Below are 23,621 nucleotides of genomic sequence, written 5' to 3' on the forward strand. Positions count from 1 at the left end.
CCATCCGGAACAGCCGGCCATCGCGCTCGCCGCCGGCCCGCGTTCGCGGTGCGCCGCGGCCCGGGCGGCCCGTCGGCCCCCGTCTTCGAGCGCGCCCGCGGGCAACTGGCCGTAGGCATCGAGGTGTTGACGGCGACGGCCGACGACCCGGCGGGCGGCGCGCACCGGGACCCGGAGTCGCTGCTCAGCGGGTGATCCGGGGAGGGGCCGGCAGCGCCGTCGCCGGCACGATCAGGTCGGCGCGGCCGCGGGTCGCCGCCACCAGATCCGCGTTGCGCCGATCGGTGCCGGCCACCCAGGCGACCGCCTCCGCATGGCCCTTGCCGAACTCCTCGTGCCGGGCGACGAGGCGGCGCACACGCTCCGGCTCGTCGAGCTCGCAGAACCACACCTCGTCCAGCTGGCGCCGTACGCGGGACCAGGAACCGGTGCCGAGCAGCAGGTAGTTGCCCTCCGTCACGATCAGCCGGGCCGACGGCGGCACCGGGATCGCCCCCGCGACCGGCTGCTCCAGTACGCGCTCGAAGCCGGGCGCGTACACCGTCTCGCCGCGGCCGCCATCGCCATCGCCATCGCCGTCGCCGTCGCCGTCGGCGCCGCCCGGCCCGCAGTCCGGCCCGCGGTACTCCTCGCGCAGCCGTCGCAGCAGCGCCGCGTACCCCGCCGCGTCGAAGGTGTCCGGCGCGCCCTTGCGGTCCCGGCTGCCGAGCCGGTCGAGTTCGGCGTCGGCGAGGTGGAAGCCGTCCATCGGGACGTGCGCGACCCAGGGCTCGCCCGTGCCGTTCAGCGTCCGGACCAGATGCGCGGCCAGTGTCGACTTGCCCGCGCCGGGGCTGCCGGCGATGCCGAGGATCGCGCGGTGCCCGTCACGGGCGAGGGAACGGGCGCGGGCGAGGAGGTCGTCGAAGGTCAGCGGCACACCGCTCAGTGTGTCACCCGGTCGGCGGCCGATCCCGACGTACCGTGGGCGTCTGCCGGCCGCACCGCACGTTTGATGTGGCACTCGACGTCCGATGTGGCACTCGACACCCTCTCAACGCCGCGCCGCGGGGAAAGGTGCCTGTATGACAGAGCTCGGTCTGCCCGAAGAAATCACGGTCTGCCTCTTCGACCTCGACGGGGTGGTCACCAAGACGGCCGTGGTGCACGCGGCCGCCTGGAAGGAGACGTTCGACGCGTTCCTGCACGAGCGGGACGGCGCCGGCTTCCGCCCCTTCGACCCCGTCGCCGACTACGACGAGTACGTCGACGGACGCCCGCGCGCCGACGGGGTGCGCACCTTCCTAGCCTCCCGCGGCATCGAACTGCCCGAGGGCGACCCCGACGACCCGCCGGACGCCGGGACGGTCAACGGGATCGGCAACCGCAAGAACCAACTGGTCCTCAAGAAGATCCGCACCGAGGGCGTGGAGCCGTACGAGGGGACCCTGCGCTACATCGAGGCGGTCCGCGCCAAGGGGCTGCGCACCGCGATCGTCTCCTCCAGCGCCAACACCGTGGACGTGCTGCACTCGATCCACGCCGGCCGGCTCTTCGACGTCCGCATCGACGGCGTGGTCGCCCGCGAGCGAGGGCTGCCCGGCAAGCCCCACCCCGACACCTTCCTGGCCGCCGCCCACGACCTGGGCGTGGACGCGGGGCAGGCCGTCGTCTTCGAGGACGCGCTGGCCGGCATGGACGCGGGCCGCTCGGGCGGCTTCGGCTACGTCGTCGGCGTCGACCGGGTCGGTCAGCGCGAGGCGCTGTACGCACACGGCGCCGACGTGGTCGTCGAGGACCTCGCCGAACTCCTCACCGGGCAGACCGGTCGGGGAGGCGCCGCGTGATCACCCACCGTTCGTACGCCGTCGAGCCGTGGACCGTACGCGAGACGGAACTCACCCTCGACGTGCTGGCCCAGAGCGAGTCCGTCTTCGCGCTGTCCAACGGCCACGTCGGCTGGCGCGGCAACCTCGACGAGGGCGAGCCGCACGGCCTGCCCGGCTCCTACCTCAACGGGGTGTACGAGGTGCACCCGCTGCCGTACGCGGAGGCCGGCTACGGCTACCCCGAGTCCGGCCAGACGGTCATCAACATCACCAACGGCAAGATCCTGCGGCTGCTCGTCGACGACGAGCCGTTCGACCTGCGTTACGGCCGGCTCGTCCACCACGAGCGCACCGTCGACCTGCGCCGTGGGGTGATGGAGCGGACCTGCGAGTGGGTCTCCCCGGCCGGTACGACCGTCCGGGTCCGCTCCACCCGGATGGTCTCCCTCACCCAGCGGTCGATCGCGGCGGTGGCCTACGAGGTCGAGGCAGTCGGCTCCACGGCGCGCGTGGTCATCCAGTCCGAGCTGGTCGCCAACGAGCAGCTGCCGGACGCCGACGGCGACCCGCGCGCGGCGATGGCCCTGCAGGCGCCCCTGGAGCCGGAGGAGGACTTCGCCTCCGGCAACCGGCTGCGCCTGGTCCACCGCACCCGGCACAGCGGACTGCGCGTGGCCGTGGCCGCCGACCATGTCGTCTCCGGCCCCGAGCGCACCACGACCGGCAGCGAGAGCCACGCGGACCTGGCCCGGCTGACCGTCGCCTCGGTCCTCGAGCCGGGGCAGAAGCTGCGGGTGGAGAAGCTCGTCGCCCACGGCTGGTCCGGCACCCGTTCCCTGCCGGCGATGAGCGACCAGGTGGACGCCGCCCTCGCGGCCGCCGCGCACGACGGGTGGTCCGGTCTGGTCGAGGAACAGAGGCAGTACCTCGACGACTTCTGGGCACGTGCGGATGTCGAGGTGGAGGGCGACGAGGAGATCCAGCAGGCCGTCCGCTTCGCGCTCTTCCACGTGCTGCAGGCCGGTGCCCGGGCGGAGGAGCGGGCGATCCCCGCCAAGGGGCTGACCGGCTCGGGCTACGACGGGCACGCCTTCTGGGACACCGAGATGTTCGTGCTGCCCGTGCTCACCTACACCTCGCCGCACCCGGTGGCCGAGGCGCTGCGCTGGCGGCAGAACACCCTGCCGGCCGCCCGGGAGCGCGCCGCCCAGCTCGGCCTGCGCGGCGCCGCGTTCCCCTGGCGGACCATCGAGGGCCAGGAGGGCTCGGCGTACTGGCCGGCCGGCACGGCCGCCTTCCATGTGAACGCCGCCATCGCGCACGCCGTGGTCCGGTACGTGGCGGCGACGGGCGACGAGGACTTCGAACGCGACACCGGGCTCGAGCTGCTGGTGGAGACGGCCCGGCTGTGGCGCTCGCTCGGTCACCACGACCACCACGGCACCTTCCACATCGACGGTGTCACCGGGCCCGACGAGTACAGCGCGATCGCGGACGACAACACCTACACCAACCTGATGGCCCGGGCGAACCTGCTGGCCGCCGCCGACCTGGTCGAACGCCACCCGAAGGAGGCGGAGCGGCTCGGCGCCGACGACGAGGAGAGCGCCACCTGGCGGGACGCCGCCGAGGCCATGAACATCCCGTACAACGGCGAACTGGGCGTGCACGAGCAGCATGCGGGCTTCACCCGCTACCAGCGCTGGGACTTCACCGTCACCCGCGCCGACCAGTACCCGCTGCTGCTGCACTTCCCCTACTTCGACCTGTACCGCAAGCAGGTCGTCAAGCAGGCGGACCTGGTGCTGGCGATGTACACCTGTGGCTACGAGTTCGACGCGGAGCACATCGCCCGCAACTTCGCCTACTACGAGCCGCTGACCGTGCGGGACTCCTCGCTGTCGGCGTGCGTCCAGGCGGTCATCGCCGCGCAGACGGGCCATCTGCGGCTCGCCTACGACTACGCGGCCGAGGCGGCCCTGATGGATCTGGAGGACCTGGAGCACAACACCCGCGACGGGCTGCACATCGCCTCCCTGGCCGGCACCTGGATGGCGCTGGTCGCCGGCTTCGGCGGCACCCGCCGGGCCGGTGACACGGTGGAGTTCGCGCCGCGGCTGCCGGAGAAGTTCAGCCGCCTCGCCTTCACCCTCCAGTTCCGCGGCCGCCGGCTGCAGGTGGAGATCACCCAGCAGAGCGCCACGTACACCCTGCTGGCCGGGCCGCCACTGACGATCCGCCACCACGGCGAGTCCGTCGTGGTGCGCCCGGACCACCCCACGGCCCACCCGGTTCCCCCGCCGAAGCACCTGTCGGCCCCCGAACAGCCGGCGCACCGCAGGCCCAACGCCCGCTGACGCGCCGGGCCCGGGGCGGCCGCGGTGACGGCCGCCCCCAATGGGGTTCGCGCCGGCCGGATCCGCCCCGGAAGGCGTACTGAAGGCGTGCTGAAGGCGTGCTAGAGAAGGACGTTCGCCAGCAGACGCAGCAGGTCGTCGGTGGCATCGGCGGCGCCCAGGGCCGGCAGCACGCCGAGGACGAGGACGGCCGCCGCGACGGACCACAGGCGCGGGGGCGGGTCGGACTGGAGCGCCGCGACACGGCGGGTGACGGCCCGATCGGTGAAGTACAGCGCGCACGACTGCCTCGCCCGGCCGGCGGTGAGCGCGGCCCGGGCGAGCGCGCGGGCGGTGGCGGTGCGGTCGCCCACCACGTCGGCGGCCCGCTCGTCCGCCCAGCGCTCGACGAGGAAGGCGACCGTGGTGCGCACCGGCGCCAGCAGCGGGTTGGCCGCGACGGCCAGCGTCGCCGCGGTCACCAGCAGCGCGTGCCGGTGCGTGAGATGGGCCCGCTCGTGGGCGAGCAGCACCCGGCGTTCCACCGGCTCCAGGGCACCGAGCATCGCGGAGGTGACCAGGATCCGGCCCGGTGCGCCGGGGATCGCGAACGCCTGCGGCACGGGCGAGGCGGCGACGATCAGCTCGGTGCCGGGTGGATGGCCCTCGCACAGCCGGCGCAGCGCGCGGCGTGTGCCGTGGTCGGCGCGGACGGCGCGCCACAGGCGCCGGGCCACGACCGCCAGCGCCAGGCAGGCGACGACGCCGATCGCCTCCGGCACCGGCTCGGCGAGCCGCCGGCCGTTCTCCCGGGCCGCCGCGACGACCGGCGGCGCGTCGTCGACGAGGGTGGCGGCCAGCAGGACCAGGGACCAGACCGTGGCCGCGGCCGTCACCACGGCGGCGGCGGTCAGCACACGCGCGGCGAGGGCGGGAGCCACCCGCCGGCCGACGGCGGGGCTGATCGCGGCGAGCAGCAGCGACAGCACCAGGGGGGTGTAGACGTCGAGTGTCATGCCACGCCTCCGGTGAGCACTTCGCGCAGCGCCCGCTCCTCCTCGGCGCTCAGCCCGGTCACGAACTGCTGCAGGGCGGCGATCGGATCGGGGCCGCGGTCCAGCGCCTCGTGCATCGCCTCGGCGGTCAGCTGCGCCGCGTTCTTCGCCGGCCGGTACGCGCCGCGCCGGCCGTCGACCTCGCGCAGCACCAGACCCTTGTCGTAGAGCCGCCTGAGGATGGTGTGCACGGTGTTGTACGCCAGGTCGCCGCCGATCTCCGTCTGGATCTCGGCCGGCGTCAGCGGTCGCTCGGTGGACCACAGGGCCGCGAGGACCTCGCTCTCCAGCTCTCCCGGGCTGCGTCGTTCCGTCCTGCCTTGAGGCCCTCTGCCAGCCATGCCCTCAACCTTACAGTCCGTAGGGGTGTCAGGCGTTCGGCGGTATCGCGCCCGGCGGGCTACCCCAAGCCGGGTTATTTTGTCCCTGCTTTCCCCTTTTTTCCTGACGTTTCGCCGACGTCTTACCCGACTCCTGCGCCGATGCCGCAGACTGCGTGAGTCACGAACCCTACAGTGTGTAGGGGTGAGGGGTGGAGATGCCCGACAGTACGCACGCCATACTCGCCGGAACCCGGCGGTCCGCACCGGCGTCCGGCTCCGGCCGCGTCCGCCGGGTCCGAGGCGACGCGCTCGTCGGGGCGGTGGCCGCGGCCTTCACCCTTGCCCAACTCCTCCTGGTCCGCCCCGGCATGGGCCTCGGCTGGGACGAGACCGTGTACGTCAGCCAGGTCAGCCCGCACGCGCCGGCGGCCTTCTTCAGCGCCCCACGCGCCCGCGGCGTGTCGCTGCTGGTCGCGCCCGTCGCCTCCTGGTCGTCGTCGACCGTGCTGCTGCGCGTCTACCTCGCGCTGCTGTCGGGACTCGCCCTGTACCTGGCCCTGCGCGTATGGCGCGGGCTGTTCCCCTCCCGTGTCCTGGCCCTGGCCGGCGCCCTGTTCGCCTCCCTGTGGGTGACGCTGTTCTACGGCCTGCAGGCCATGCCCAACTACTGGGTCGGCATCGGCGGCCTCGTCTGCGCCGGCTGCCTCCTGCGTGCCCGTCCCGGCCGGCGCGACCGCGCCGCGCTGTGGGGCCTGGCCGGCGGCGGCGCCCTCATGGCCTGGATGCGGCCCATGGACGCGGTGTGGGTGGTGCTCCCGCTGCTCGCCCTCGCGCTGCTCAAACGCCGCTGGAAGCCGCTCGCCGCGCTCTTCGCCGGACTGGTCGCCGGGTCCGCCGAGTGGGTGATCGAGGCCTATGCCGGCTACGGCGGCCCGCTGCAGCGGCTCTCCGACGGCTCCGCCATACAGGGTGGCCTGGGCTGGCACTTCGCCGTCGTCGACCAGCTGCGCAGCCTCGGCGGGCGCACCCTGTGCCGCCCGTGCACCGGAGCGCTGCCCAACCCCGTGGTCACCGCCTGGTGGTACGTCCTGCCGCTGCTCGCCCTCCTCGGGCTCGTCCTGGCCGTGCGCGCCCGGCGGACCCTGCCCACGCTCCTGGCACTGGCCTGTGCCGCCACCGCCGCCTTCCCCTACCTGTTCCTGATCGGGTACGCGGCGCCCCGCTTCCTGCTGCCCGCCTACGCCCTGCTCGCCCTCCCGGTCGCCGACGCCCTCGTGCGCCTCGTCAGAGCGCCGAACGGCAACTGGCGGCCGGTGGCCCTGAGTCTGGTCGCCCTGGGGCTCGCCGTACACGTGGCGGCGCAGTACGCCGTCCTCGCCCACACCGTCGAGCGCACCACCGCCGACCGGCGCGGCTGGGACCGCACCGCCGCCGCGCTGCACGACCTCGGGGTGCGCCCGCCCTGCCTGCTCACCGGCGAGGAGGCGATCCCGATCGGCTTCTACAGCGGCTGCGCCTCCGCCGCGACCGACGGGCCCAACGCCAACACCACCCGGACGGGCATCGAACGCACGGCCCGCCGGATACCGGTCGCCGTCCTCACCACCGCGCACGGCACCCCGCCCGCCTATGCCCGCACCTGGCCCTCCCACCCCGGCGGCGACCTGCGCCTGTACATCGCGCCGAGCACGCAGAAGGACGCCCGCCCATGACGACCCAGCTCCTGACCGCCACCACCGTCCTGCGCCGACGGGCCTGGTGGCACACCGGGGCCACGCTCGCGCTCCTGATCTGCGCCGCCTGCCTGGCCCACCGCCACTGGCCCGTGCTGGAGACCGGCGCCGGCCGGCTCGCCGGGGCCGACCAGGGCTGGCTGCTGGTGGGCGCGACGGCCGCCGTCGCGACGTGGACGTGCTCGGCGCTCGCCCAGCAGGGCGCGGTGGCCGAGGCGCTGCCCGGCGGCCGGCTGGTCGCCGCGCAGTTCGCCGCCTCCGCCGCCAACCACGTGCTGCCCGCCGGCCTCGGCGCGGGCGCGGTCAACCTGCGGTTCATGATGCGCTGCGGCCTGTCCGCCGGCCGCTCGGCGAGCGCGCTCGCGGTGAAGGCCACGGCCGGTGTCCTCGCCCGCGCCGCCCTGATCGCCGTACTCGCCGTGGCATGCCCCGGCGTCCTGCGCGTCCCGGACGTCTCCGCCCCGGCCGTGGCCGCCGTCCTGGGCGGCGGCGCGGCGGCGGCGCTGTTGCTGGGCGGCCCCCTGCGGTCCCGGTGCCGGCGGGCCCTGGCGGCGGTACTCGCCGACATCCGGGCCGTGCACGCCCGGCCGCACCGGGCGGCGGCCCTGTGGGGCGGCTCGCTCGCCTTCGCCGCCGCGCACTCCCTGGTGCTCGTGGCCGTCGCCCAGGCCGTCGAACTGCCCCTGTCCCCGCCCCGGGTGGCCCTGCTCTACCTCGCCGCGAGCAGCGCCGCCGCCCTGCTGCCCACCCCCGGTGGTCTCGGCTCCCTGGACGCAGCGCTCGCCTTCGCCCTCACCACCACCGGGGCCCCCGGCGCGACGGCCGCCTCCGCGGTCCTCGGCTACCGGCTCCTGACCGTGTGGCTGCCGCTCCTGCCCGGCCTGCTCGTCCTGGGCGTGCTGATCCGGCGCCGGGCGGTGTGACGCCGGCCGGCGTTTCCCGTCGTGCCGCCGTGCCGCCGTGCCGCCGCCGCGCCCTCGGCGGCGCGGGAACCGGCAGCCGGCTTCGAACGTCTGGATCACCGTGCGGATACGCCGGATCACCCTCGTCAGCGCTCTGCTCGCCGCCTCGTTCACCGCAACCGCGTGCCAATCGCCGCCCGCGGGGGAGGGATCGCAGGGAGCCCGGCGGTCCTCGGCGCCACCCACCCCGAAGGGACCCGGGGGAAACGGGGGACTGCTGGTGGGGGCGCGCTGGCGGGTCCAGTGGGTCACCGCCGACGGGCGGACCACCGCCGCCCCGGCGCATGCCGCCGCCTGGATCGACTTCGGCTACGACGACACGGCCACAGGCAGTTACGGGTGCACTTCCTTCACCAGGGCGGCCACCGTCACCGCGAGTGCGCTCGTCGTCGGAAGGGAGAAGGCGGCGGGGTCGACGACCGCGGCGAGCCGGTGCCCCTTTGGGAACCGTGCCTTCGAAGAGAAGTTCCGCAAGATCTTCGCCGGGCCGCTGACGAGCGCCAGACGGGTCGACGACCTCACCATGGACCTGAAGAGCCCGCGGGGCGACTACGTCGCGGTGAAACTCATGTGGCCCAAGGGCCTGTTCGGCAGGCGCTGGCAGCTGGACCATCTCAGCGTCGAGGACACCGTGCAGCCGCTGGCGGCGGGCTGGAAGGTCTACTTCGTCTTCCACCGGGACGGAACGGTCACCGGCGGCCTGGGCTGCAACGACTTCACCAGCAGGGCCAGGTTCGAGGGCGACGTCTTCACGTTCTACCGGCCCACCCTGACCACGCACCGAACGTGCTCGGACGCCGTCATGCGGGACGAGCAGACGCTGCTGACCTCGGAGAAGAACCCGCGCTCCCTCCCCTTCTCGGCCGAGACCGACAGCTGGGGGACCGACGAGGACTTCGAGGACCCCACGGCGCGCTACGGCTACGGCTTCAAAGCGCTGGACAACTGAGAGAGGTGGCCCCCGGGGGCGGAACCGGTGGCGAAGTCCCCGCCGGCCTCGGCGTCCTCGCCGTCCTCGTCGTGCAGTCCGCGGCGGAGCACGTCACGCAGGGCGTGATCGTCCCCGGCCGCCGGGATCCCGGGGCGCGGGCTCCTCCACGGGCGGTTCGGCCGCCGTCGTCAGGCCCGCCACGAGACGGGCGGGCAGCCACCAGGCCGCCGCGCACAGACACACCCCCAGCCAGCCGGTGGCGAAGAGCCAGCCGCCGACCACGTCGGTGAACCAGTGGACTCCGAGATACACCCGGGTCAGTCCCACCAGAACGCCCCAGCAGCCGACGACGAGGCAGAGCGCCGTCCGGCCGCGCGGGGCGCGCAGGACGGTCGCGACGATCACCAGCCCGGCGGCCAGCGCCGAGGTGGTGGCGTGCCCGGACGGGAACGCCCAGCCCGAGGCGTGCGTCGCCCAGTACTGCCGTGGCGGACGGGGGCGGGCGACCAGCTCCATCACGCCGTAGCGCACGGCCTGCCCCACGGCCAGACAGGCCAGACCGAGGGCCGCCGCGACCGCACGCTGCCGTGTCGTGCGGCCCAGGGCGATCCCGGCCAGCGCGACGAGCAGATACGGCACGACACCCGTGCCGGTGGCGGTCAGTGACCGGGCCACGGCCACCGCCGCTGCGGATCGGTGGCCGATGGACCAGGAGAGCAGGTCGTCGTCGATCGACAGCGGGCCGCCGCGGCCGTCGGCGACCAGGGCGAGCACGGCGAACGCCGCCCAGGCCCCGAGTCCGGTGCTGCCGGCCAGTTCCGCGGTGTCCGGATGCCTCAGGTGCCTCATGACACCAGCAGTGGCCGCAGCCGGGTCGCGGCGATCCGCCGGGCCAGGTCCTCCGGCCGGCGCACCAGCGCCTTCATCAGGGCGAGGGCCACCAGGGCGCCGACCACGACTCCGGCCAGGACATCGTGCGGGTAGTGGGCGCCGACCCATACCCGGGAGAGCGCCATCGCGGCGGCGGCCACACAGGCGATCGCGCCGAGCCGCCGGGAGACGAAGAGCAGGGCGACCGCGGCCGCGGCGGCAATCGCCGCGTGGTTGCTGGGGAAGGACCAGTCGGTGCGCGCCGGGCACGCCTCCAGCGTCGCCAGGTGCAGCGTGCGGCAGGGCCGCACCTCGCGGACGCCGAGCTTCACCAGCGCGTTGACGGCATAGGCGACGACCACGACGACGGGCACCGCGAGCGCCGTCACCGCCGCCTCGGCGCCCACCCGGCGGGCCCGCCACCAGCCCACGAGCATCAGCACGGCGAACACGGCGAGCCCGTAGGCGGACCACGCCGACACCGTGCCGTCCAGCCATGCGGGGGAGCGCCGGGCCAGGTCCACCACGTCGGTGTAGACCGAGCCGTCGATCGACGAGCCCGACATGGCGAGGATCATCCGCGCGCCTCCTTGGCCTTGGCGGCGCGGCGGGAGCGCAGCACCTCGGCGGCCAGCGGGATCAGCGACACGATCACGATGAGCGCGATCATCGGGAGCAGGTACCTGTCGACGTCGGGGATCGACGAGCCGAGGGCATACCCCGCAAGGACGAGGCCGATGCTCCAGACGAGACCGCCGACGACCTGCCACAGGCTGAACGTCCGGACCGGCACGCCGAGGGCGCCGGCCATCGGGTTGAGCACCGTGCGCACCACCGGCACGAAGCGGGCCAGCACGATCGCCTTCGCGAAGCCGTACCGCTCCAGGAGCTCCTCGGCGCGCTCTGCGCCCTCGCGCAGCCGCTGCGAGCGGCTGCGGGCCAGCAGCGCGCCGCCCGCCCTGCGGCCCAGCAGATAGCCGCACTGCGCACCGGCGAGCGCGCCCACGGCGGCGGCAGCCAGCAGTGGGGGCAGCGACAGCTTGACCCCCCGGTCCGCCGTGCCCGTGCACAGCAGGCCCGCGGTGAACAGCAGCGAGTCGCCAGGCAGGAAGAAGCCGATGAGCAGTCCCGTCTCGGCGAACATCACCACGCCGACGCCCAGCACGCCGAAGGCGGCCAGCAGCGACTGGGCGTCCAGCACATTGACGGCGAGCTGCGACGACAGGTGCAGGGGTGCGATCATCGTCGCGGGCCCTTTCCGTCGGGTCGGCGGACGCGGGGAAACGGCAACCGACAAGTGACTACAAATCTGTAGACGGTCTACTGAACTGTAGACGATATCGACTTCCCCATCGTTCCCGTGATCCACCCGGCGGGTGAACCGGGTCGCACGAACAGGGTCCGTGCGCCCGCGCGCGCCTCGACTTTTACCGTCCCATTACCATTTCATGACCGGCCGACTACGTGCCCGTGGTCATGATGGGTCGCGAAGTAAGGCATGCCTTCTCTAACTCGGTCCCACGGCGGCCGGGACGGTATGCCGGGGAGGGCCGCACGGCATGTGGGACGACGCTTTTCCGAGCTTCCTGATCGGACTGCGGGAAGGGCTCGAGGGCGGACTCATCGTCTCCATCCTGGTCGCCACCCTCGTGCGTGCCGGGGCCAGGTCCCGGCTGCCGCAGGTGTGGACCGGCGTCCTGGCGGCCGTCGCGGTGGCGCTGAGCTTCGGCGCGGTCCTCACCTTCACCGCCGCATCGCTCTCCGAGACCGCCCAGGAGGCGTTCGGCGGGTCCCTCAGCGTGGTCGCCGTCGCGTTCGTCACCGCCATGGTGTTCTGGATGCGGCGCTCGGCCCGCAGCCTCTCCGGCGAGATCAGGGAGAAGGTGACCGGCGCGCTCACCATGGGCGCGGGAGTGCTGATCCTCACCTCCTTCCTCGCGGTGGGCCGCGAGGGCCTGGAGACGGCCCTGTTCCTGTGGACCACCGCCCGCGCGGCCGGCGAGTCCGCCGGGCCGCTCACCGGCGCGGGTATCGGCCTGGTACTGGCGGCCGGACTGTGCTGGGGCCTGTACCGGCGGGTGCTGAAGATCAATCTCACCAGGTTCTTCACCGCCACCGGAGCCGTGCTGATCGTGATCGCGGCCGGCGTCCTCGGCTACGGCCTGCGCGACCTCCAGGAAGGCGGGGCCCTGCCCGGCAAGGCGGCGTACGCCGTCGACCTCGGCGGCAGTGTCGACGCCGGCTCCTGGTACAGCACGCTGGTCCAGGGCGTGTTCAACCTGACTCCCACGATGACCTGGCTCCAGGTGCTCGGCTACGCCGGCTACCTCGCCGTCGTGATGACCCTGTTCGTGCGCGGCGTACGGGCCACGGCGGCCCCGGAGCCCGCTCCCGCCGCGCCGACGCCGCAGGCCCGGGGTGAGGCGGGGGAGCCGCGGCCCCAGGGTGAGGCGAAGGACCGGCAGGCCGTGCCGAAGGCGCCCGCCGTGCCCCGTCGCCGCCCCGCGTGGGTCGTCCCCGTGGCCGTCGTCACCGTGCCCGCGGTCGTGGCCGGGCTCACCGTCGCCCTGGGCCGGCCCAAGGCCGCCGGTGCGCAGACCGTCGCCGTCTCCGAGACCGAGTGCGGCAAGGGCTTCACCGCGCCCAGGCCGGGCCGACGGACCTTCCAGATGCACAACACCGGCTCCAGGACCTCCGAGGTCTACCTGATCGACCCGGCCACGGGCGCGGTCTACGGCGAGATCGAGGGCCTGGCCCCCGGCACCACCCGTGACCTGGTCGCCACCGTCGCGGGCGGCAGCTACGCCTGGCGCTGCGTACCCACGGGCGGCACGGCCGTCACCTCCAAGGCCGTCCGGGTCGGCGGTGGGGGAGGGGCCAGGGCGGTCGTCCCGGTCTCCGCGCAGGATCTCGCCACCCCGCTCAAGCAGTACAAGCAGTACGTCGAGCAGGGTCTGGCCGCCCTCGTCGCGCAGACCGGCAAGCTGAACGACGACATCCAGGGCGGCCACCTGGACGCGGCCCGCACCGACTGGCTGACCGCACACCGCACCTACAGCTCCCTCGGCGCCGCCTACGGCACCTTCGAGGACTTCGACAAGAAGATCAACGGCCGTCCGGACGGGCTCCCGGGCGGAGTGGAGGACCGGGGCTTCACCGGATTCCACCGGATCGAGTACGGCCTGTGGCACGGTCAGGGCGCGGACCGGCTCAAGGCCCCGGCCCAGCAGCTGGCCGCCGACGCCGCCGGCCTGCGCAAGGCCTTCCCCACCCAGGACTTCGACCCGGGCGACCTGCCCCTGCGTGCCCACGAGATCCTCGAGAACACTCTGCAGTTCGAGCTCACCGGCCACGCCGACCAGGGCAGCGGCACCGAGCTGGCCACCGCGGACGCCAACCTCACCGGCACCCGGGAGCTGCTCACCGTGCTCAAGCCGCTGCTGACCGGACGCGCCCCCCAGCTGCTGCCCACCGTCGACGCGGACGTCGCCCGGCTGCAGAAGCTGCTCGACGCGGCGCACCACGGTGACTCCTGGACCCCGGTGGACCGGCTCGACGAGACCACGCGGGACCGGCTGAACGGGGCAACCGGACAGCTCCTGGAAGACCTCGCCCCCGTTCCGGACCTGCTGGAGATCCGGAAGTCGGCCTGATGACCACCCCACGTGCCGGAACCGCAGGCACCGCGACCATACGCACCGAAGGGAACCGCTCCATGCCGTCCGCCGAAACGTCCGCCCCGCAGGGCGGCTGTCCCGCCGGTCGCGGCCGCCGCACCTTCGTCAGGACGGCCCTGGGCGCCGGGGCCGCGGGCGCGGCCCTCGCCGGCGGCGGCTTCGCCCTCGGCCAGACCGTCCCCACCCAGGCGCAGGCCGCGGACGCCGCCGACGCGGTGAAGGTCCCCTTCCACGGGGTCCACCAGGCCGGCGTCCTCACCCCCGCCCCCGCTGCCGCCACCTTCGTCTCCTTCGACGTCATGGCCGAGGACCGCGGGCAACTGGCCGACCTGCTGAAGACGATCACCGAGCGGGCCCGCTTCCTCACCGCCGGGGGCGCCCCGGCCGACCTGGGCGTCGGCGCCCCGCCCTCCGACAGCGGCATCCTCGGCCCGGAGATCCCCACCGACGCCCTCACCGTCACCGTCGGCGTCGGCGCCTCCCTCTTCGACGACCGCTATGGCCTGGCCAGGGCCAGGCCGCGCCGGCTCACCCCGATGCGTACCTTCCCCAACGACAGCCTGCGGGCGGCCGAGTGCCACGGCGACCTGTCCCTGCAGATCTGCGCGGGCCGGCAGGACACCGTGCTGCACGCGCTGCGCGACATCGCCCGGCACACCCGCGGCGCCATGCAGATCAAGTGGCGCATCGACGGCTTCCAGAACACCCCGCGCCCCAGTGGCGCCCAGCGCAACCTGCTCGGCTTCAAGGACGGCATCGCCAACCCGGACATCGCCTCGGCCCGGGAGACGAACCGCCTGGTCTGGGTGGGCGACGGCCAGGGCGAGCCCGCCTGGGCGACCGGCGGCAGCTATCAGGTGATCCGGATCATCCGCATGCTGGTGGAGTTCTGGGACCGGGTCTCACTGACCGAGCAGGAGAAGATGTTCGGCCGCCGCAAGGACACCGGCGCCCCGCTCGACGGCGCCCGGGAGAGAGACGTCCCGAACTACGCCAAGGACCCCAAGGGCACCGCGATCCCGCTGGACGCCCACATCCGGCTCGCCAACCCGCGCACCGCCGCCACCGACACCTCGCGCATCCTGCGCCGCGGCTACAACTACGACCGGGGCGTCGACAACGTCGGAAACCTCGACATGGGCCTGGTCTTCTGCTGCTACCAGCAGGACGTCGTCCGCCAGTTCGAGGCCACCCAGACCCGGCTGATCGACGAGCCTCTCGTCGACTACATCTCCCCGACCGGCGGCGGCTACTTCTTCGTGCTGCCGGGCGTGCGGAACTCCGCCGACTGGTTCGGCCGCGGACTGCTCTCCGCCTGACCGCACCTCCCGTGGCCATGGGCAGGAACCTTCCTCCCCACCCGCGGCCACGAACGGCCGCGTCAAGAACGACCGCGTCACGAACGGAGCGGCTGCGGGCTTCCGGGCGCCCACGGAGTCCGGTCGCCCCCAGGCTCCGGGGCCCGGCCCGGCCCCCCCAATCGGGGGCCCGGGCCAGGCGTCACGTCCGCAGCCCGAGCTCCTTGCGCCACCGCACCAGCTGCCGGGCCGGATCCCCGGTGTACGCCCACGGGGTCCGGGTGGCCCGGCTGCCCAGCATCCGCAGCAGGGCCGCGGCGATGTCACCGGCGCCCGCGTGACAGGCCGCGTGCGCCAGGTAGTTGAGGTCGCGCAGCTCGACGGGGTCCACGGCGGCCTGACCGCGTCCCGTGATCCAGCGCTCCCAGGTACGCCGTACGTCGCTGAGCGTGCCGTCGTGGTCCCAGTGCTGGCCGAAGCCCACCGCCGACTGCTGCCCCCCGGCGCCGTCCAGCACGTAACGGAACTCCTCGACCCGGGCGTACTGCACCAGTACCGGCAGCGCGCAGCCGGGCGGGGCCACGCCGGCGGCGTCGCGGGCGAAGTCGTACATCAGGCCGTGGGTGCCGTGCCAGCGCGCGGAGTAGTAGTACAGCACCTGGAGGTGGCCCTCGACGCTGTAGGGGTCGCGCCGGTGGAGCTCGTCCCACCAGCGTGCCAGCTCCTGCCGTCGTACCCCGGCCGGATACAGCCGGGCCACCGAGATCAGTGAGATCCACGGCGTGGGGTCCTCCGGGCAGGCCTCCGCGGCCCGCAGGCAGGCCAGCACCGCGCTGTCGATGCGGTCCTGCTCGATCGGTACGCCCCGCCCCGCGGAGATGGCCAGGGTGAACGCCCGTGCCGTCTCCGTCGCCGCCCGCAGCACCAGCGCGTCGGCACTGCGGGGCTCGGCGGCGAGCCAGGACTCCACGGTCGAGCTGCCCGCACAGGCCTGGGCGAGCAGCCGGATCCGGTGGCCGCGCACGGCCCAGTCGGCACCGGTGTCGCGCAGCAGCTCGCGCAGGCCCTGCCAGCGGCCGATGACGATGTCGTTGTGGGCGTCGGTGAGGGGTGCGTCCCCGCAGTCGGGGTCGAAGTCGGGGGTGTAGTGGTCTCGCGCCATCGGGTTCTTCCTCAGAAGTCGGTGGGAAGACCCTCGTACGCCCGCAACTGCTCACTCGTTCGCCCGGGGGCGACGTAGTCGGCCTCGATCGCCCTGGCGGCGTCCAGCCTGGCCGGCCGGTAGTAGTCGCTGCCCCGCCGCCAGTACCACAGCATCGGCACCAGCCCGAGGGCGAGCCCGCCGATGCCGATGGAGACCGCCGCCGGGCTCAGCTCGCCCAGCGACTCGGCAAATATCCAGAACATGAACAGGGCGCCGAGCAGCGGCCACAGCCCGCCCAGGACGAAGTTCGCCGGGGACTTCAGCAGCCTCCTGCGGTAGGCGACGACGGCCGCGAGGCCGGCCAGCCCGTAGTAGACGGCGATCTGCAGACCGATCGCCGAGATCGCGTCGGAGAGGATGTCGCCCACGGTGCCCAGGGCGTTGGAGGCGATGAACATCGCCAGCGCCACCGTGCCGACCACCGCGACGGCCACCCACGGGGTGTTCCACCTGCGGTGCACCCGGCCCAGCGCCGACGGCATCGTACGGTCCCGGCCCATCGCGAACAGGGAGCGCGTGACCTGGATGAGTGTGGTCTCCAAGGTGGCGATCGTGGACAGCATCACGGCGACGGTCAGGAGCTTGCCGCCCCAGCCCGGCCAGACCTCCTCACCCAGCACGGCCAGCACATTGGCGTCGTTCTCCTGGATCTGCCGGGAGGAGAGGATGACGTTCACCGCGATGGTGAACACCTCGAACAGCAGGAACACGACGCCCACGCCGACCAGCCCCGCGAGCCCCGTGGTGCGGCGGCTGTCGCGGGTCTCCTCGGAGAGGTTGCTCGTGACGTCCCAGCCCCAGTAGTAGAACGCGGCGATGAGTGCCCCCGAGGCGAATCCCGACACCCCGTCGAAGTGGCCGAAGCCCAGCCAGGACCAGTCGAAGGCACGGGCGTTGCCCGTGTGGAAGAGGGCGAGCACCGCGAACAGGCCGAGGACGGCCAGCTCGACGCCGGACATGATCAGCTGGGCGCGCATCGTGAGCCGGGCGCCGCCGAGTACCACCAGCAGCATCAGCACGAACCACGCGGCGCCGACGACGGTCGACAGGGCGGTGTCGTCGGCGAGCCGCTCGTCGAAGAGGGCGAGCGTCATCGAGCCGGCCGGCAGCGAGCCGGCCACCATGAAGATGGTCGCCGAGATCACCAGGGCCCAGCCGCTGATGAAGCCCAGGAAGGGGTGCAGCGTCCGCCCCACCCAGGAGTAGCTGGCGCCCGCGTTCACGTCGATGCGGCTGAGGTAGCTGAACGCCAGCGCGATGCCCAGCATCGGTATCGCGCAGTACAGCAGTGCCGCTGGACTGGCCAGTCCCACCGCGCCGACCAGGACGGCGGTGGTCGCCGCGAGCGAGTACGCGGGGGCGCTGCCCGCCACGGCCATCACCACGGTGTCGAAGGTACCGAGGGCGCCTGCCTGCAGCCCTCTGCCCCTGCTGTTGCTCATGGATGCGCTGCTTTCCGTCGTGCACGCCGCCGGGGCACTCACGCACCGGCGGCGTAGGGGGGTGGGGGGTGATGGCCGGCGAGGATCCGCGCGGGGGGTGGCCCCGGGTCGGGCACCGGAGAACAAAAGGGGTGCTGGAGCGAAGGGTTGGCGACCGCGCGACACCGTCGAACCCGCTGCGTCGGCGAACGGTCACACCGTGTGTGGGTGTGATGATAGCCCTGCTCGTACGCCTTTCAAGCGTGACCGGAGGGTAATTCTCCGCTCGCTGTACGGAGTTCAACCAGTGCATCTGCCACGGACCTTGATTGGGACGGCCGTACGGGGAAACGCGGACCGGCGTCGGCGGCACCGCCGGCACCGTCTCGCCGCGAGGGAGGAACCCGTGAGCACCGATCCGATGGCCGACGACGTCTACCAGCCCACCGGGACCAACGAGGAGCAGGAGGACGCCGCGGCGCTGGACATGCAGGACGCGCTCGGCGAGCGGACCTACGACGACACCCTCGACGAGGGGTACTCCCCGCCGGAGAAGCCGCTGGGCGTGACCAAGTACGGCACCACGGCCGCCGAGCAGCACGAGGGCGAGAGCCTGGACCAGCGGCTGGCCCAGGAGCGGCCGGACGTGGGGGAGCCGGAGGGTGACGGGGTGGGCGACCTGCCCGGCGGCGAGGGCGAGCCGGTCGACCCCGAGGCGGGCACGGTGCGCGCCGGCCGCCTGGTGGCTCCGGACGAGGGTGCGCACGCCGACACCACCAAGGAGGAGGTGGCCGCCGACGTGGGGATCGACGCGGGAGCCGCCGGCGCAGAGGAGGCCGCCGTGCACATCGTCGAGGACGACCGCGCCCTGCCGGACGGCAACCTGCCCGACGGCACCTGGTCCTGACCGCCGGGGGGTCGCCCGGATCAGTCCTCGATCCGGTCGATCTGCCGCAGCTTGTTCGTCGCGTCCAGGGCGGCGACCTTGTACGACTCGGCCAGCGTCGGGTAGTTGAACACCGCGTCGACCAGATAGTCCACGGTGCCGCCGCAGCCCATCACGGTCTGCCCGATGTGGATGAGCTCGGTGGCTCCGGTGCCGAAGCAGTGCACCCCGAGCAGGGTGCGGTCCCCGGGCGAGACCAGCAGTTTGAGCATGCCGTGCGAGTCACCGATGATCTGCCCGCGGGCCAGCTCGCGGTAGCGGGAGACCCCGACCTCGAACGGCACGCACTCCTCGGTCAGTTGGTCCTCCGTCCGCCCCACGAAACTGATCTCCGGGATGGTGTAGATCCCGATGGGCTGCAGGTGGTGCATCCGGCCGACCGGCTCCCCGCAGGCGTGGTACGCGGCCGCCCGCCCCTGCTCCATCGAGGTCGCCGCGAGCGCCGGGAAGCCGATGACGTCCCCGACCGCGTAGATGTGCGGCACCTGTGTGCGGTAGTGCTCGTCGACCGCTATCCGCCCCCGCGCGTCCGCCGTCAACCCGGCCTTGGCCAGGTCGAGTCCGTCGGTGAGGCCCTGCCGCCCCGCCGAGTACATCACCGCGTCGGCCGGTATCCGCTTGCCGCTCTCCAGCACCGTCAGCGTGCCGCCCCGGTGCCGCTCCACGGCGGCTACCGTCTCCCCGAACCGGAAGGTGACGGCCAGGTCCCGAAGGTGGTAGCGCAGCGACTCGACGATCTCCACGTCGCACATGTCGAGCATGCCCGCGCGCTTCTCGACCACGGTCACCTTGCTGCCGAGCGCGGCGAACATGGATGCGTACTCCATGCCGATGACCCCGGCGCCGACGATGACCATCGACTGCGGCACCCGCTCCAGCGCGAGCACGTTGTCGGAGTCCATGATGGTGGATTCGTCGAACTCCACGCTGCCCGGCCGCGCCGGCCGCGTACCGGTCGCGATCACGATGTGTCCGGCGCTCAACAGCCGCTCGTGGCCGGTGACTTCGCGCAGGGCGACGGTGTGGTCGTCGACGAAGCGGCCGGTGCCGGCGAACAGGGACACGTGGTTGCGGGAGAGCTGGCTGCGGATGACGTCCACCTCGCGGCCGACCACGTGCCGGGTCCGGGCGGTCAGGTCGGCGACGGTGATGTCCTCCTTGAGCCGGTAGCTCTGCCCGTACAGATCGCGCTGGGTGAGCCCGGTGAGGTACAGCACCGCCTCGCGCAGGGTCTTGGAGGGGATGGTGCCGGTGTGGATGGAGACCCCGCCGACCATGTCGGGGCTGTCGACGACGGCGACCCGGCGGCCCAGCTTGGCCGCTGCGATGGCGGCCTTCTGGCCACCCGGTCCGGATCCGATCACGAGCATGTCGAAGTCGCGCACGCTCCGGAGTCTGACAGCACGATGCCTTCCTCCGGAAGGGACCGGAGCCAGGACCCCGGTCCCTTCTTCCCGCCCACCCGGCGGCGGACCGCGGTCCGCCGGATCTCAGGGCAGCAGCTTGTCCAGGGCGGCCGGGCCCTCCGTCTCGATCTTGCGCCTGGCCCACTCCAGGTTGCGCGGGGTGATGTCGCGGCCCGCGGCCAGCACCACGTCCTCCGGAGAGACGTCCGTGCCGGTACGGGCGTGGAGCAGGTTGTCCGGGGTGCACCGGTCCCCGGCCGAGCGGGATGCATCGGGCTGTGACGTCGACATGTGTCCTCCTCGGGTCCGGCCGGGTCCACCCGGGTCCGGACTGCTCGCCGCCGGCGGGACCACGACCTTCTCCAACGATTGCCCGCCGGGCCGCACCCTGCATCCGGAAGGGCTCGGCGCACCGGCCGGGCGCCCCGGCCCGCCGTAGGGGTACCTGCCCGGCCCGCCCGAAAACCTCCCTCCGCGCCGTCCGCTCCTAAGCTGGAAGAGCCGGAGCGGGCGGGACGGCCCGGCTCCGAGCTCCGGACGCTGTCCGCGCGCCCAGACAGGGAGGCTGCCGCGATGGCCGACACCCCGAGCCCCGAGCCCGAGCCGGGCGCCACCCGCTACGTCCCGATCGCCGACCACGGCCTGATCGGCGACCTGCGCAGCGTCGCCCTGGTCGGCACCGACGGCACGATCGACTGGTACTGCTGCCCGTCCTTCGACGACCCCAGCGTCTTCGCCTCCGTCCTGGACGCCGACCGGGGCGGCTGCTTCGAGCTCGCCGCGGCCGAGGGGGCGCGGACCAAGCAGTTCTACTTCCCCGACACCAATGTGCTGATCACCCGGTTCTTCACCGAGGACGGCGTCGGTGAGGTGCAGGACTTCATGCCGGTGACCGCGGACCGTCCGGAGGCCGGGGAGGCCGAGCGGCACCGGCTCATCCGGCGCGTGCTGTGCGTGCGCGGCACCATCCCGTTCCGGGCCCGGGTGGCCCCCCGCTTCAACTACGGCGCCGACCCGCACACCGTCCGGACGCAGGGCCGTCTGGTCCTGTTCGAGTCGGCGGACCGGGCCCTCGCCCTGACGGCCACCGTGCCCCTGGAGACCGCGGGAGGGGACGTCCTGGCGGACTTCAAACTGGCCGAGGGCGAGTCGGCGGTCTTCGCCCTGGACCAGGTGGGCGGCGACGTGGCCCCGCGCCGGTGCGCCCACACCGAGGCCGAGGAGCAGTTCGCGGCCACGGTGGCGTACTGGCGGCGCTGGCTGGCGCAGTCCCGCTACCGCGGGCGCTGGCGGGAGATGGTCCACCGCTCCGCCCTCACCCTGAAACTGCTCACCTACGCCCCGACCGGCGCCATCGTCGCCGCGCCCACCACGAGCCTGCCCGAACGGCTCGGCGGCGAGCGCAACTGGGACTACCGCTACGTCTGGGTGCGCGACGCCGCGTTCGCCGTCTACGCACTGCTGCGGCTCGGCTTCAGCGGCGAGGCCGAGGCGTTCATGCGCTTTGTGACCCGGCACATCAGCCCCGGCGACGGCAAGGCGACCGGCCCGCTGCAGATCATGTACGGCATCGACGGCCGCACCGAACTGCCCGAGCGGGAGCTCGGCCATCTGGAGGGGCACCAGGGCTCGGCCCCGGTCCGGGTCGGCAACGCCGCCGCCGACCAGCTCCAACTCGACATCTACGGGGCCCTGATCGACTCGATCTATCTCTACGACAAGTGGGCCCAGCCGATCTCCAGCGCCCAGTGGGACGACGTGTGCGCGCTGGTGGGCTGGGTCTGCGAGAACTGGGACCAGCCCGACGAGGGCGTGTGGGAGACGCGCGGCGGCCGGAAGAACTTCCTGTACTCGCGCCTGATGTGCTGGGTGGCCATCGAGCGGGCCATACGCCTCGCCAACCGCCGCGGACTGCCCGCCGACCTGCCCCGCTGGAGGCGGTCGCGGGACGCGATCTACCGCCGCATCATGGACCGCGGCTGGTCGGCGAGGCGGCAGGCGTTCGTCCAGTACGAGGACGGCGACGTGCTGGACGCCGCGGTGCTGATGATGCCGCTGGCGAAGTTCATCGCGCCCACCGACCCCAAGTGGCTCTCCACCCTGGACGCACTGACCGAGGACCTGGTCTCCGACTCCCTCGTCTACCGCTACGACCCGCAGACCAGCCCCGACGGGCTGCACGGCGCCGAGGGCACGTTCTCCATCTGCACGTTCTGGTACGTGGAGGCCCTCACCCGGGCCGGCCGCCTCGACGAGGCGCGCCTCGCCTTCGAGAAGATGCTCACCTACGCCAACCATCTCGGCCTGTTCGCCGAGGAGATCGGCCGCACCGGCGAGCAGCAGGGCAACTTCCCCCAGGCCTTCACGCACCTGTCGCTGATCAGCGCCGCCTACAACCTCGACCGCGCCCTCGGCTGACCCGGGGTGTGCGCCGCGGCCCGCGAGGGTACCCGGCGAGGCACCGAAGACGGACGTCGAAGACCCCACCGAGGAGGAGGCCCGCATGACGAGCCGAACCGAGACCGGTGACGTCACCGGTACGCAGGACAAGGACTACGACCTGATCTGGTACGTCGAGGCGTGCCTGGACAACGCGCTGCGCCTGGAGCACTACATCCAGGATGCCGAGCGCGCCAGGGACGGCGAGGTCGTGGACCTGTTCCGCAAGGCCCAGGCGGACAGCCGCAAGGGTGCCGAACTGGGCAAGCAGCTGCTCCGCTCCCGACTGGACGGCGGCTGACGGCACACGTACCGGGCCGGCCCGTGTCCCCGCGGCGGGACCGGGCCGGCCGCTGCGCGTCAGCCGATGTGGTAGGGGTCCCCGTACACCTTCCAGTCCAGCGGCGGGTTCAGGTCGAGGTTGCCCTTGCGCAGGAACACCCGCTGCTCGGTGTCGACCCTGCTGGTGTCGCTGTGGGCCTCCTCCTGCTTCATGGCCCACACCCGCGCGTCCAGGAACGCGTTCAGGTACGTCACCTCGTCGCCGCCCTGGGCCGGCGGCTTCGCGCTGCGCAGGGCCCGCTTGCGGATGCCGCCGAAGCTGGTGGGGTCGTCGCCGTCGCCGTGCATCACAATCGCGTCGTAGTACGTGAACTGGCCGAGCGCGCGCAGGCCGTCCGTCTTGCCCTGGGCGACCGCCGGGTTGAAGTAGACGCGGTCGCGCTCGTCGTTCTGGGCCTGCTGGAAGGCCGTGTCCTGGGCCGCCTTGCGCCAGTCCCTGGGGAAGTTCGGGTCGAGCCCGTCGTGGGAGTCGCTGCCGTTGACCCGGCGCAGCGCCGGAAGGTACTTGGCCAGGACGTTGCCGGGCTTGCGGTCGGTGTAGAGCTGGACCAGGTCGAGCATGTCGCCGGTGCCGGAGCAGAAGCCGATGATGCCGGCGGTGTAGCCGCGGCCGTCACCGATGTCCTCGATGTACTTGTACTGCGCCTTCCAGTCGAGCGAGGAGTTTTCCGCGCTCGACACCAGCTGCATGGCGATCTCCTTCTTCGCCGGGTCGTCCAGGCCCGGCGCGGCGGCCGGGGCCGCCAGGACACGCGGGGCGTCGAGCAGGGGGACGGCGGCCAGGGCGGCGCCGAGCAGGGCGAGGACGGTGCGGCGGGAGGCGCCGGCCGGCGCGGTCCGGCCGGGGTTCGGATGCTCCACGAGGGCTCC

22 protein-coding genes are annotated in these 23,621 nt (G+C 73.1%); 11 read left to right on the forward strand and 11 right to left on the reverse strand.

What is annotated here, in order from left to right:
* Positions 1–48 precede the first annotated feature (48 nt).
* Complete coding sequence (locus ACH4UM_RS37085; RefSeq protein WP_398189563.1) at positions 49–195, forward strand: hypothetical protein; 147 nt, start codon at positions 49–51, stop codon at positions 193–195.
* On the opposite strand, the gene ACH4UM_RS37090 is transcribed toward ACH4UM_RS37085, so the two are convergent.
* Positions 185–919: a nucleoside triphosphate hydrolase gene (locus ACH4UM_RS37090; RefSeq protein WP_398189565.1), complete on the reverse strand. Its 735-nt coding sequence runs from the start codon at positions 917–919 to the stop codon at positions 185–187. The genes ACH4UM_RS37085 and ACH4UM_RS37090 overlap by 11 nt on opposite strands.
* A gap of 145 nt (positions 920–1,064) precedes the next feature.
* Between ACH4UM_RS37090 and ACH4UM_RS37095 the strand changes: the two genes are divergently transcribed.
* Positions 1,065–1,826 carry an HAD family hydrolase gene (locus ACH4UM_RS37095; RefSeq protein ID WP_398189568.1) on the forward strand — a complete coding sequence of 254 codons (762 nt, stop codon included), beginning with the start codon at positions 1,065–1,067 and terminating at the stop codon, positions 1,824–1,826.
* On the forward strand, positions 1,823–4,165 hold the full coding sequence (locus ACH4UM_RS37100; protein ID WP_398189570.1) for a glycoside hydrolase family 65 protein: 2,343 nt from the start codon (positions 1,823–1,825) through the stop codon (positions 4,163–4,165). Before ACH4UM_RS37095 ends, ACH4UM_RS37100 begins: the two co-directional genes overlap by 4 nt.
* Before the next feature lie 101 nt (positions 4,166–4,266).
* On the opposite strand, the gene ACH4UM_RS37105 is transcribed toward ACH4UM_RS37100, so the two are convergent.
* Together ACH4UM_RS37105 and ACH4UM_RS37110 are read right to left on the reverse strand one after the other, a co-directional pair.
* On the reverse strand, positions 4,267–5,160 hold the full coding sequence (locus tag ACH4UM_RS37105) for a M48 family metalloprotease (protein ID WP_398189573.1): 894 nt from the start codon (positions 5,158–5,160) through the stop codon (positions 4,267–4,269).
* A complete protein-coding gene (locus ACH4UM_RS37110) occupies positions 5,157–5,540 on the reverse strand; it encodes a BlaI/MecI/CopY family transcriptional regulator (RefSeq protein WP_398189576.1) in 384 nt (127 codons plus the stop codon). Before ACH4UM_RS37110 ends, ACH4UM_RS37105 begins: the two co-directional genes overlap by 4 nt.
* 197 nt (positions 5,541–5,737) lie before the next feature.
* Here ACH4UM_RS37110 and ACH4UM_RS37115 point away from each other — a divergent pair, with 197 nt between their 5' ends.
* The 3 genes from ACH4UM_RS37115 (at position 5,738) to ACH4UM_RS37125 (ending at position 9,166) form a co-directional block, all read left to right on the forward strand.
* Entirely contained in the window at positions 5,738–7,234 is a 1,497-nt protein-coding gene (locus tag ACH4UM_RS37115) for a hypothetical protein (protein ID WP_398189579.1), read from the forward strand.
* A complete protein-coding gene (locus ACH4UM_RS37120) occupies positions 7,231–8,178 on the forward strand; it encodes a YbhN family protein (protein ID WP_398189581.1) in 948 nt (315 codons plus the stop codon). The genes ACH4UM_RS37115 and ACH4UM_RS37120 overlap by 4 nt, the downstream gene beginning before the upstream one ends.
* Before the next feature lie 259 nt (positions 8,179–8,437).
* The gene (locus ACH4UM_RS37125; protein WP_398189584.1) at positions 8,438–9,166 is read left to right on the forward strand and encodes an META domain-containing protein; all 729 of its coding nucleotides are present in this window, start codon (positions 8,438–8,440) and stop codon (positions 9,164–9,166) included.
* A gap of 93 nt (positions 9,167–9,259) precedes the next feature.
* On the opposite strand, the gene ACH4UM_RS37130 is transcribed toward ACH4UM_RS37125, so the two are convergent.
* Genes ACH4UM_RS37130 through ACH4UM_RS37140 form a run of 3 tightly spaced genes read right to left on the reverse strand, consistent with a single transcriptional unit; the run spans position 9,260 to position 11,261 of the window.
* The gene (locus ACH4UM_RS37130; RefSeq protein ID WP_398189587.1) at positions 9,260–9,997 is read right to left on the reverse strand and encodes a phosphatase PAP2 family protein; all 738 of its coding nucleotides are present in this window, start codon (positions 9,995–9,997) and stop codon (positions 9,260–9,262) included.
* A complete protein-coding gene (locus ACH4UM_RS37135) occupies positions 9,994–10,596 on the reverse strand; it encodes a phosphatase PAP2 family protein (RefSeq protein WP_398189589.1) in 603 nt (200 codons plus the stop codon). Before ACH4UM_RS37135 ends, ACH4UM_RS37130 begins: the two co-directional genes overlap by 4 nt.
* Positions 10,593–11,261, reverse strand: a complete 669-nt coding sequence (locus ACH4UM_RS37140) for a DedA family protein (protein ID WP_398189592.1) — start codon at positions 11,259–11,261, stop codon at positions 10,593–10,595. Before ACH4UM_RS37140 ends, ACH4UM_RS37135 begins: the two co-directional genes overlap by 4 nt.
* Positions 11,262–11,577: 316 nt before the next feature.
* Here ACH4UM_RS37140 and efeU point away from each other — a divergent pair, with 316 nt between their 5' ends.
* Both efeU and efeB read left to right on the forward strand, forming a co-directional pair.
* Positions 11,578–13,671, forward strand: coding sequence for an iron uptake transporter permease EfeU (gene efeU / locus ACH4UM_RS37145; protein ID WP_398189595.1), 2,094 nt, complete (start codon positions 11,578–11,580; stop codon positions 13,669–13,671).
* A 62-nt stretch (positions 13,672–13,733) separates the two neighbouring features.
* On the forward strand, positions 13,734–15,014 hold the full coding sequence (efeB, locus tag ACH4UM_RS37150) for an iron uptake transporter deferrochelatase/peroxidase subunit (RefSeq protein WP_398189598.1): 1,281 nt from the start codon (positions 13,734–13,736) through the stop codon (positions 15,012–15,014).
* A gap of 181 nt (positions 15,015–15,195) precedes the next feature.
* Here efeB and ACH4UM_RS37155 read toward each other — a convergent pair whose 3' ends face one another.
* A complete protein-coding gene (locus tag ACH4UM_RS37155; protein ID WP_398189600.1) occupies positions 15,196–16,155 on the reverse strand; it encodes a hypothetical protein in 960 nt (319 codons plus the stop codon).
* Between the two features lie 11 nt (positions 16,156–16,166).
* Positions 16,167–17,639, reverse strand: coding sequence for an APC family permease (locus tag ACH4UM_RS37160; protein ID WP_398189603.1), 1,473 nt, complete (start codon positions 17,637–17,639; stop codon positions 16,167–16,169).
* A 385-nt stretch (positions 17,640–18,024) separates the two neighbouring features.
* Here ACH4UM_RS37160 and ACH4UM_RS37165 point away from each other — a divergent pair, with 385 nt between their 5' ends.
* Positions 18,025–18,525 (forward strand): DUF5709 domain-containing protein, encoded by a 501-nt coding sequence (locus ACH4UM_RS37165; protein ID WP_398189605.1) that lies wholly within the window; start codon positions 18,025–18,027, stop codon positions 18,523–18,525.
* Positions 18,526–18,545: 20 nt separating this feature from the next.
* Here ACH4UM_RS37165 and sthA read toward each other — a convergent pair whose 3' ends face one another.
* Both sthA and ACH4UM_RS37175 read right to left on the reverse strand, forming a co-directional pair.
* Positions 18,546–19,949, reverse strand: coding sequence for a Si-specific NAD(P)(+) transhydrogenase (sthA, locus tag ACH4UM_RS37170; RefSeq protein WP_398189608.1), 1,404 nt, complete (start codon positions 19,947–19,949; stop codon positions 18,546–18,548).
* A gap of 105 nt (positions 19,950–20,054) precedes the next feature.
* Entirely contained in the window at positions 20,055–20,261 is a 207-nt protein-coding gene (locus tag ACH4UM_RS37175; RefSeq protein WP_398189610.1) for a hypothetical protein, read from the reverse strand.
* Positions 20,262–20,543: 282 nt separating this feature from the next.
* On the opposite strand from ACH4UM_RS37175, the gene ACH4UM_RS37180 reads away from it, so the two are divergent.
* Together ACH4UM_RS37180 and ACH4UM_RS37185 are read left to right on the forward strand one after the other, a co-directional pair.
* Entirely contained in the window at positions 20,544–22,388 is a 1,845-nt protein-coding gene (locus ACH4UM_RS37180) for a glycoside hydrolase family 15 protein (protein ID WP_398189613.1), read from the forward strand.
* 85 nt (positions 22,389–22,473) lie between these two features.
* Positions 22,474–22,710: a hypothetical protein gene (locus ACH4UM_RS37185; RefSeq protein WP_398189616.1), complete on the forward strand. Its 237-nt coding sequence runs from the start codon at positions 22,474–22,476 to the stop codon at positions 22,708–22,710.
* 59 nt (positions 22,711–22,769) lie between these two features.
* Here ACH4UM_RS37185 and ACH4UM_RS37190 read toward each other — a convergent pair whose 3' ends face one another.
* Entirely contained in the window at positions 22,770–23,612 is an 843-nt protein-coding gene (locus tag ACH4UM_RS37190; RefSeq protein WP_398189618.1) for a chitosanase, read from the reverse strand.
* Positions 23,613–23,621 lie beyond the last annotated feature (9 nt).

This window comes from Streptomyces sp. NPDC020801 (assembly GCF_044334385.1).
In the GTDB taxonomy this organism is placed as follows: Bacteria; Actinomycetota; Actinomycetes; order Streptomycetales; family Streptomycetaceae; genus Streptomyces.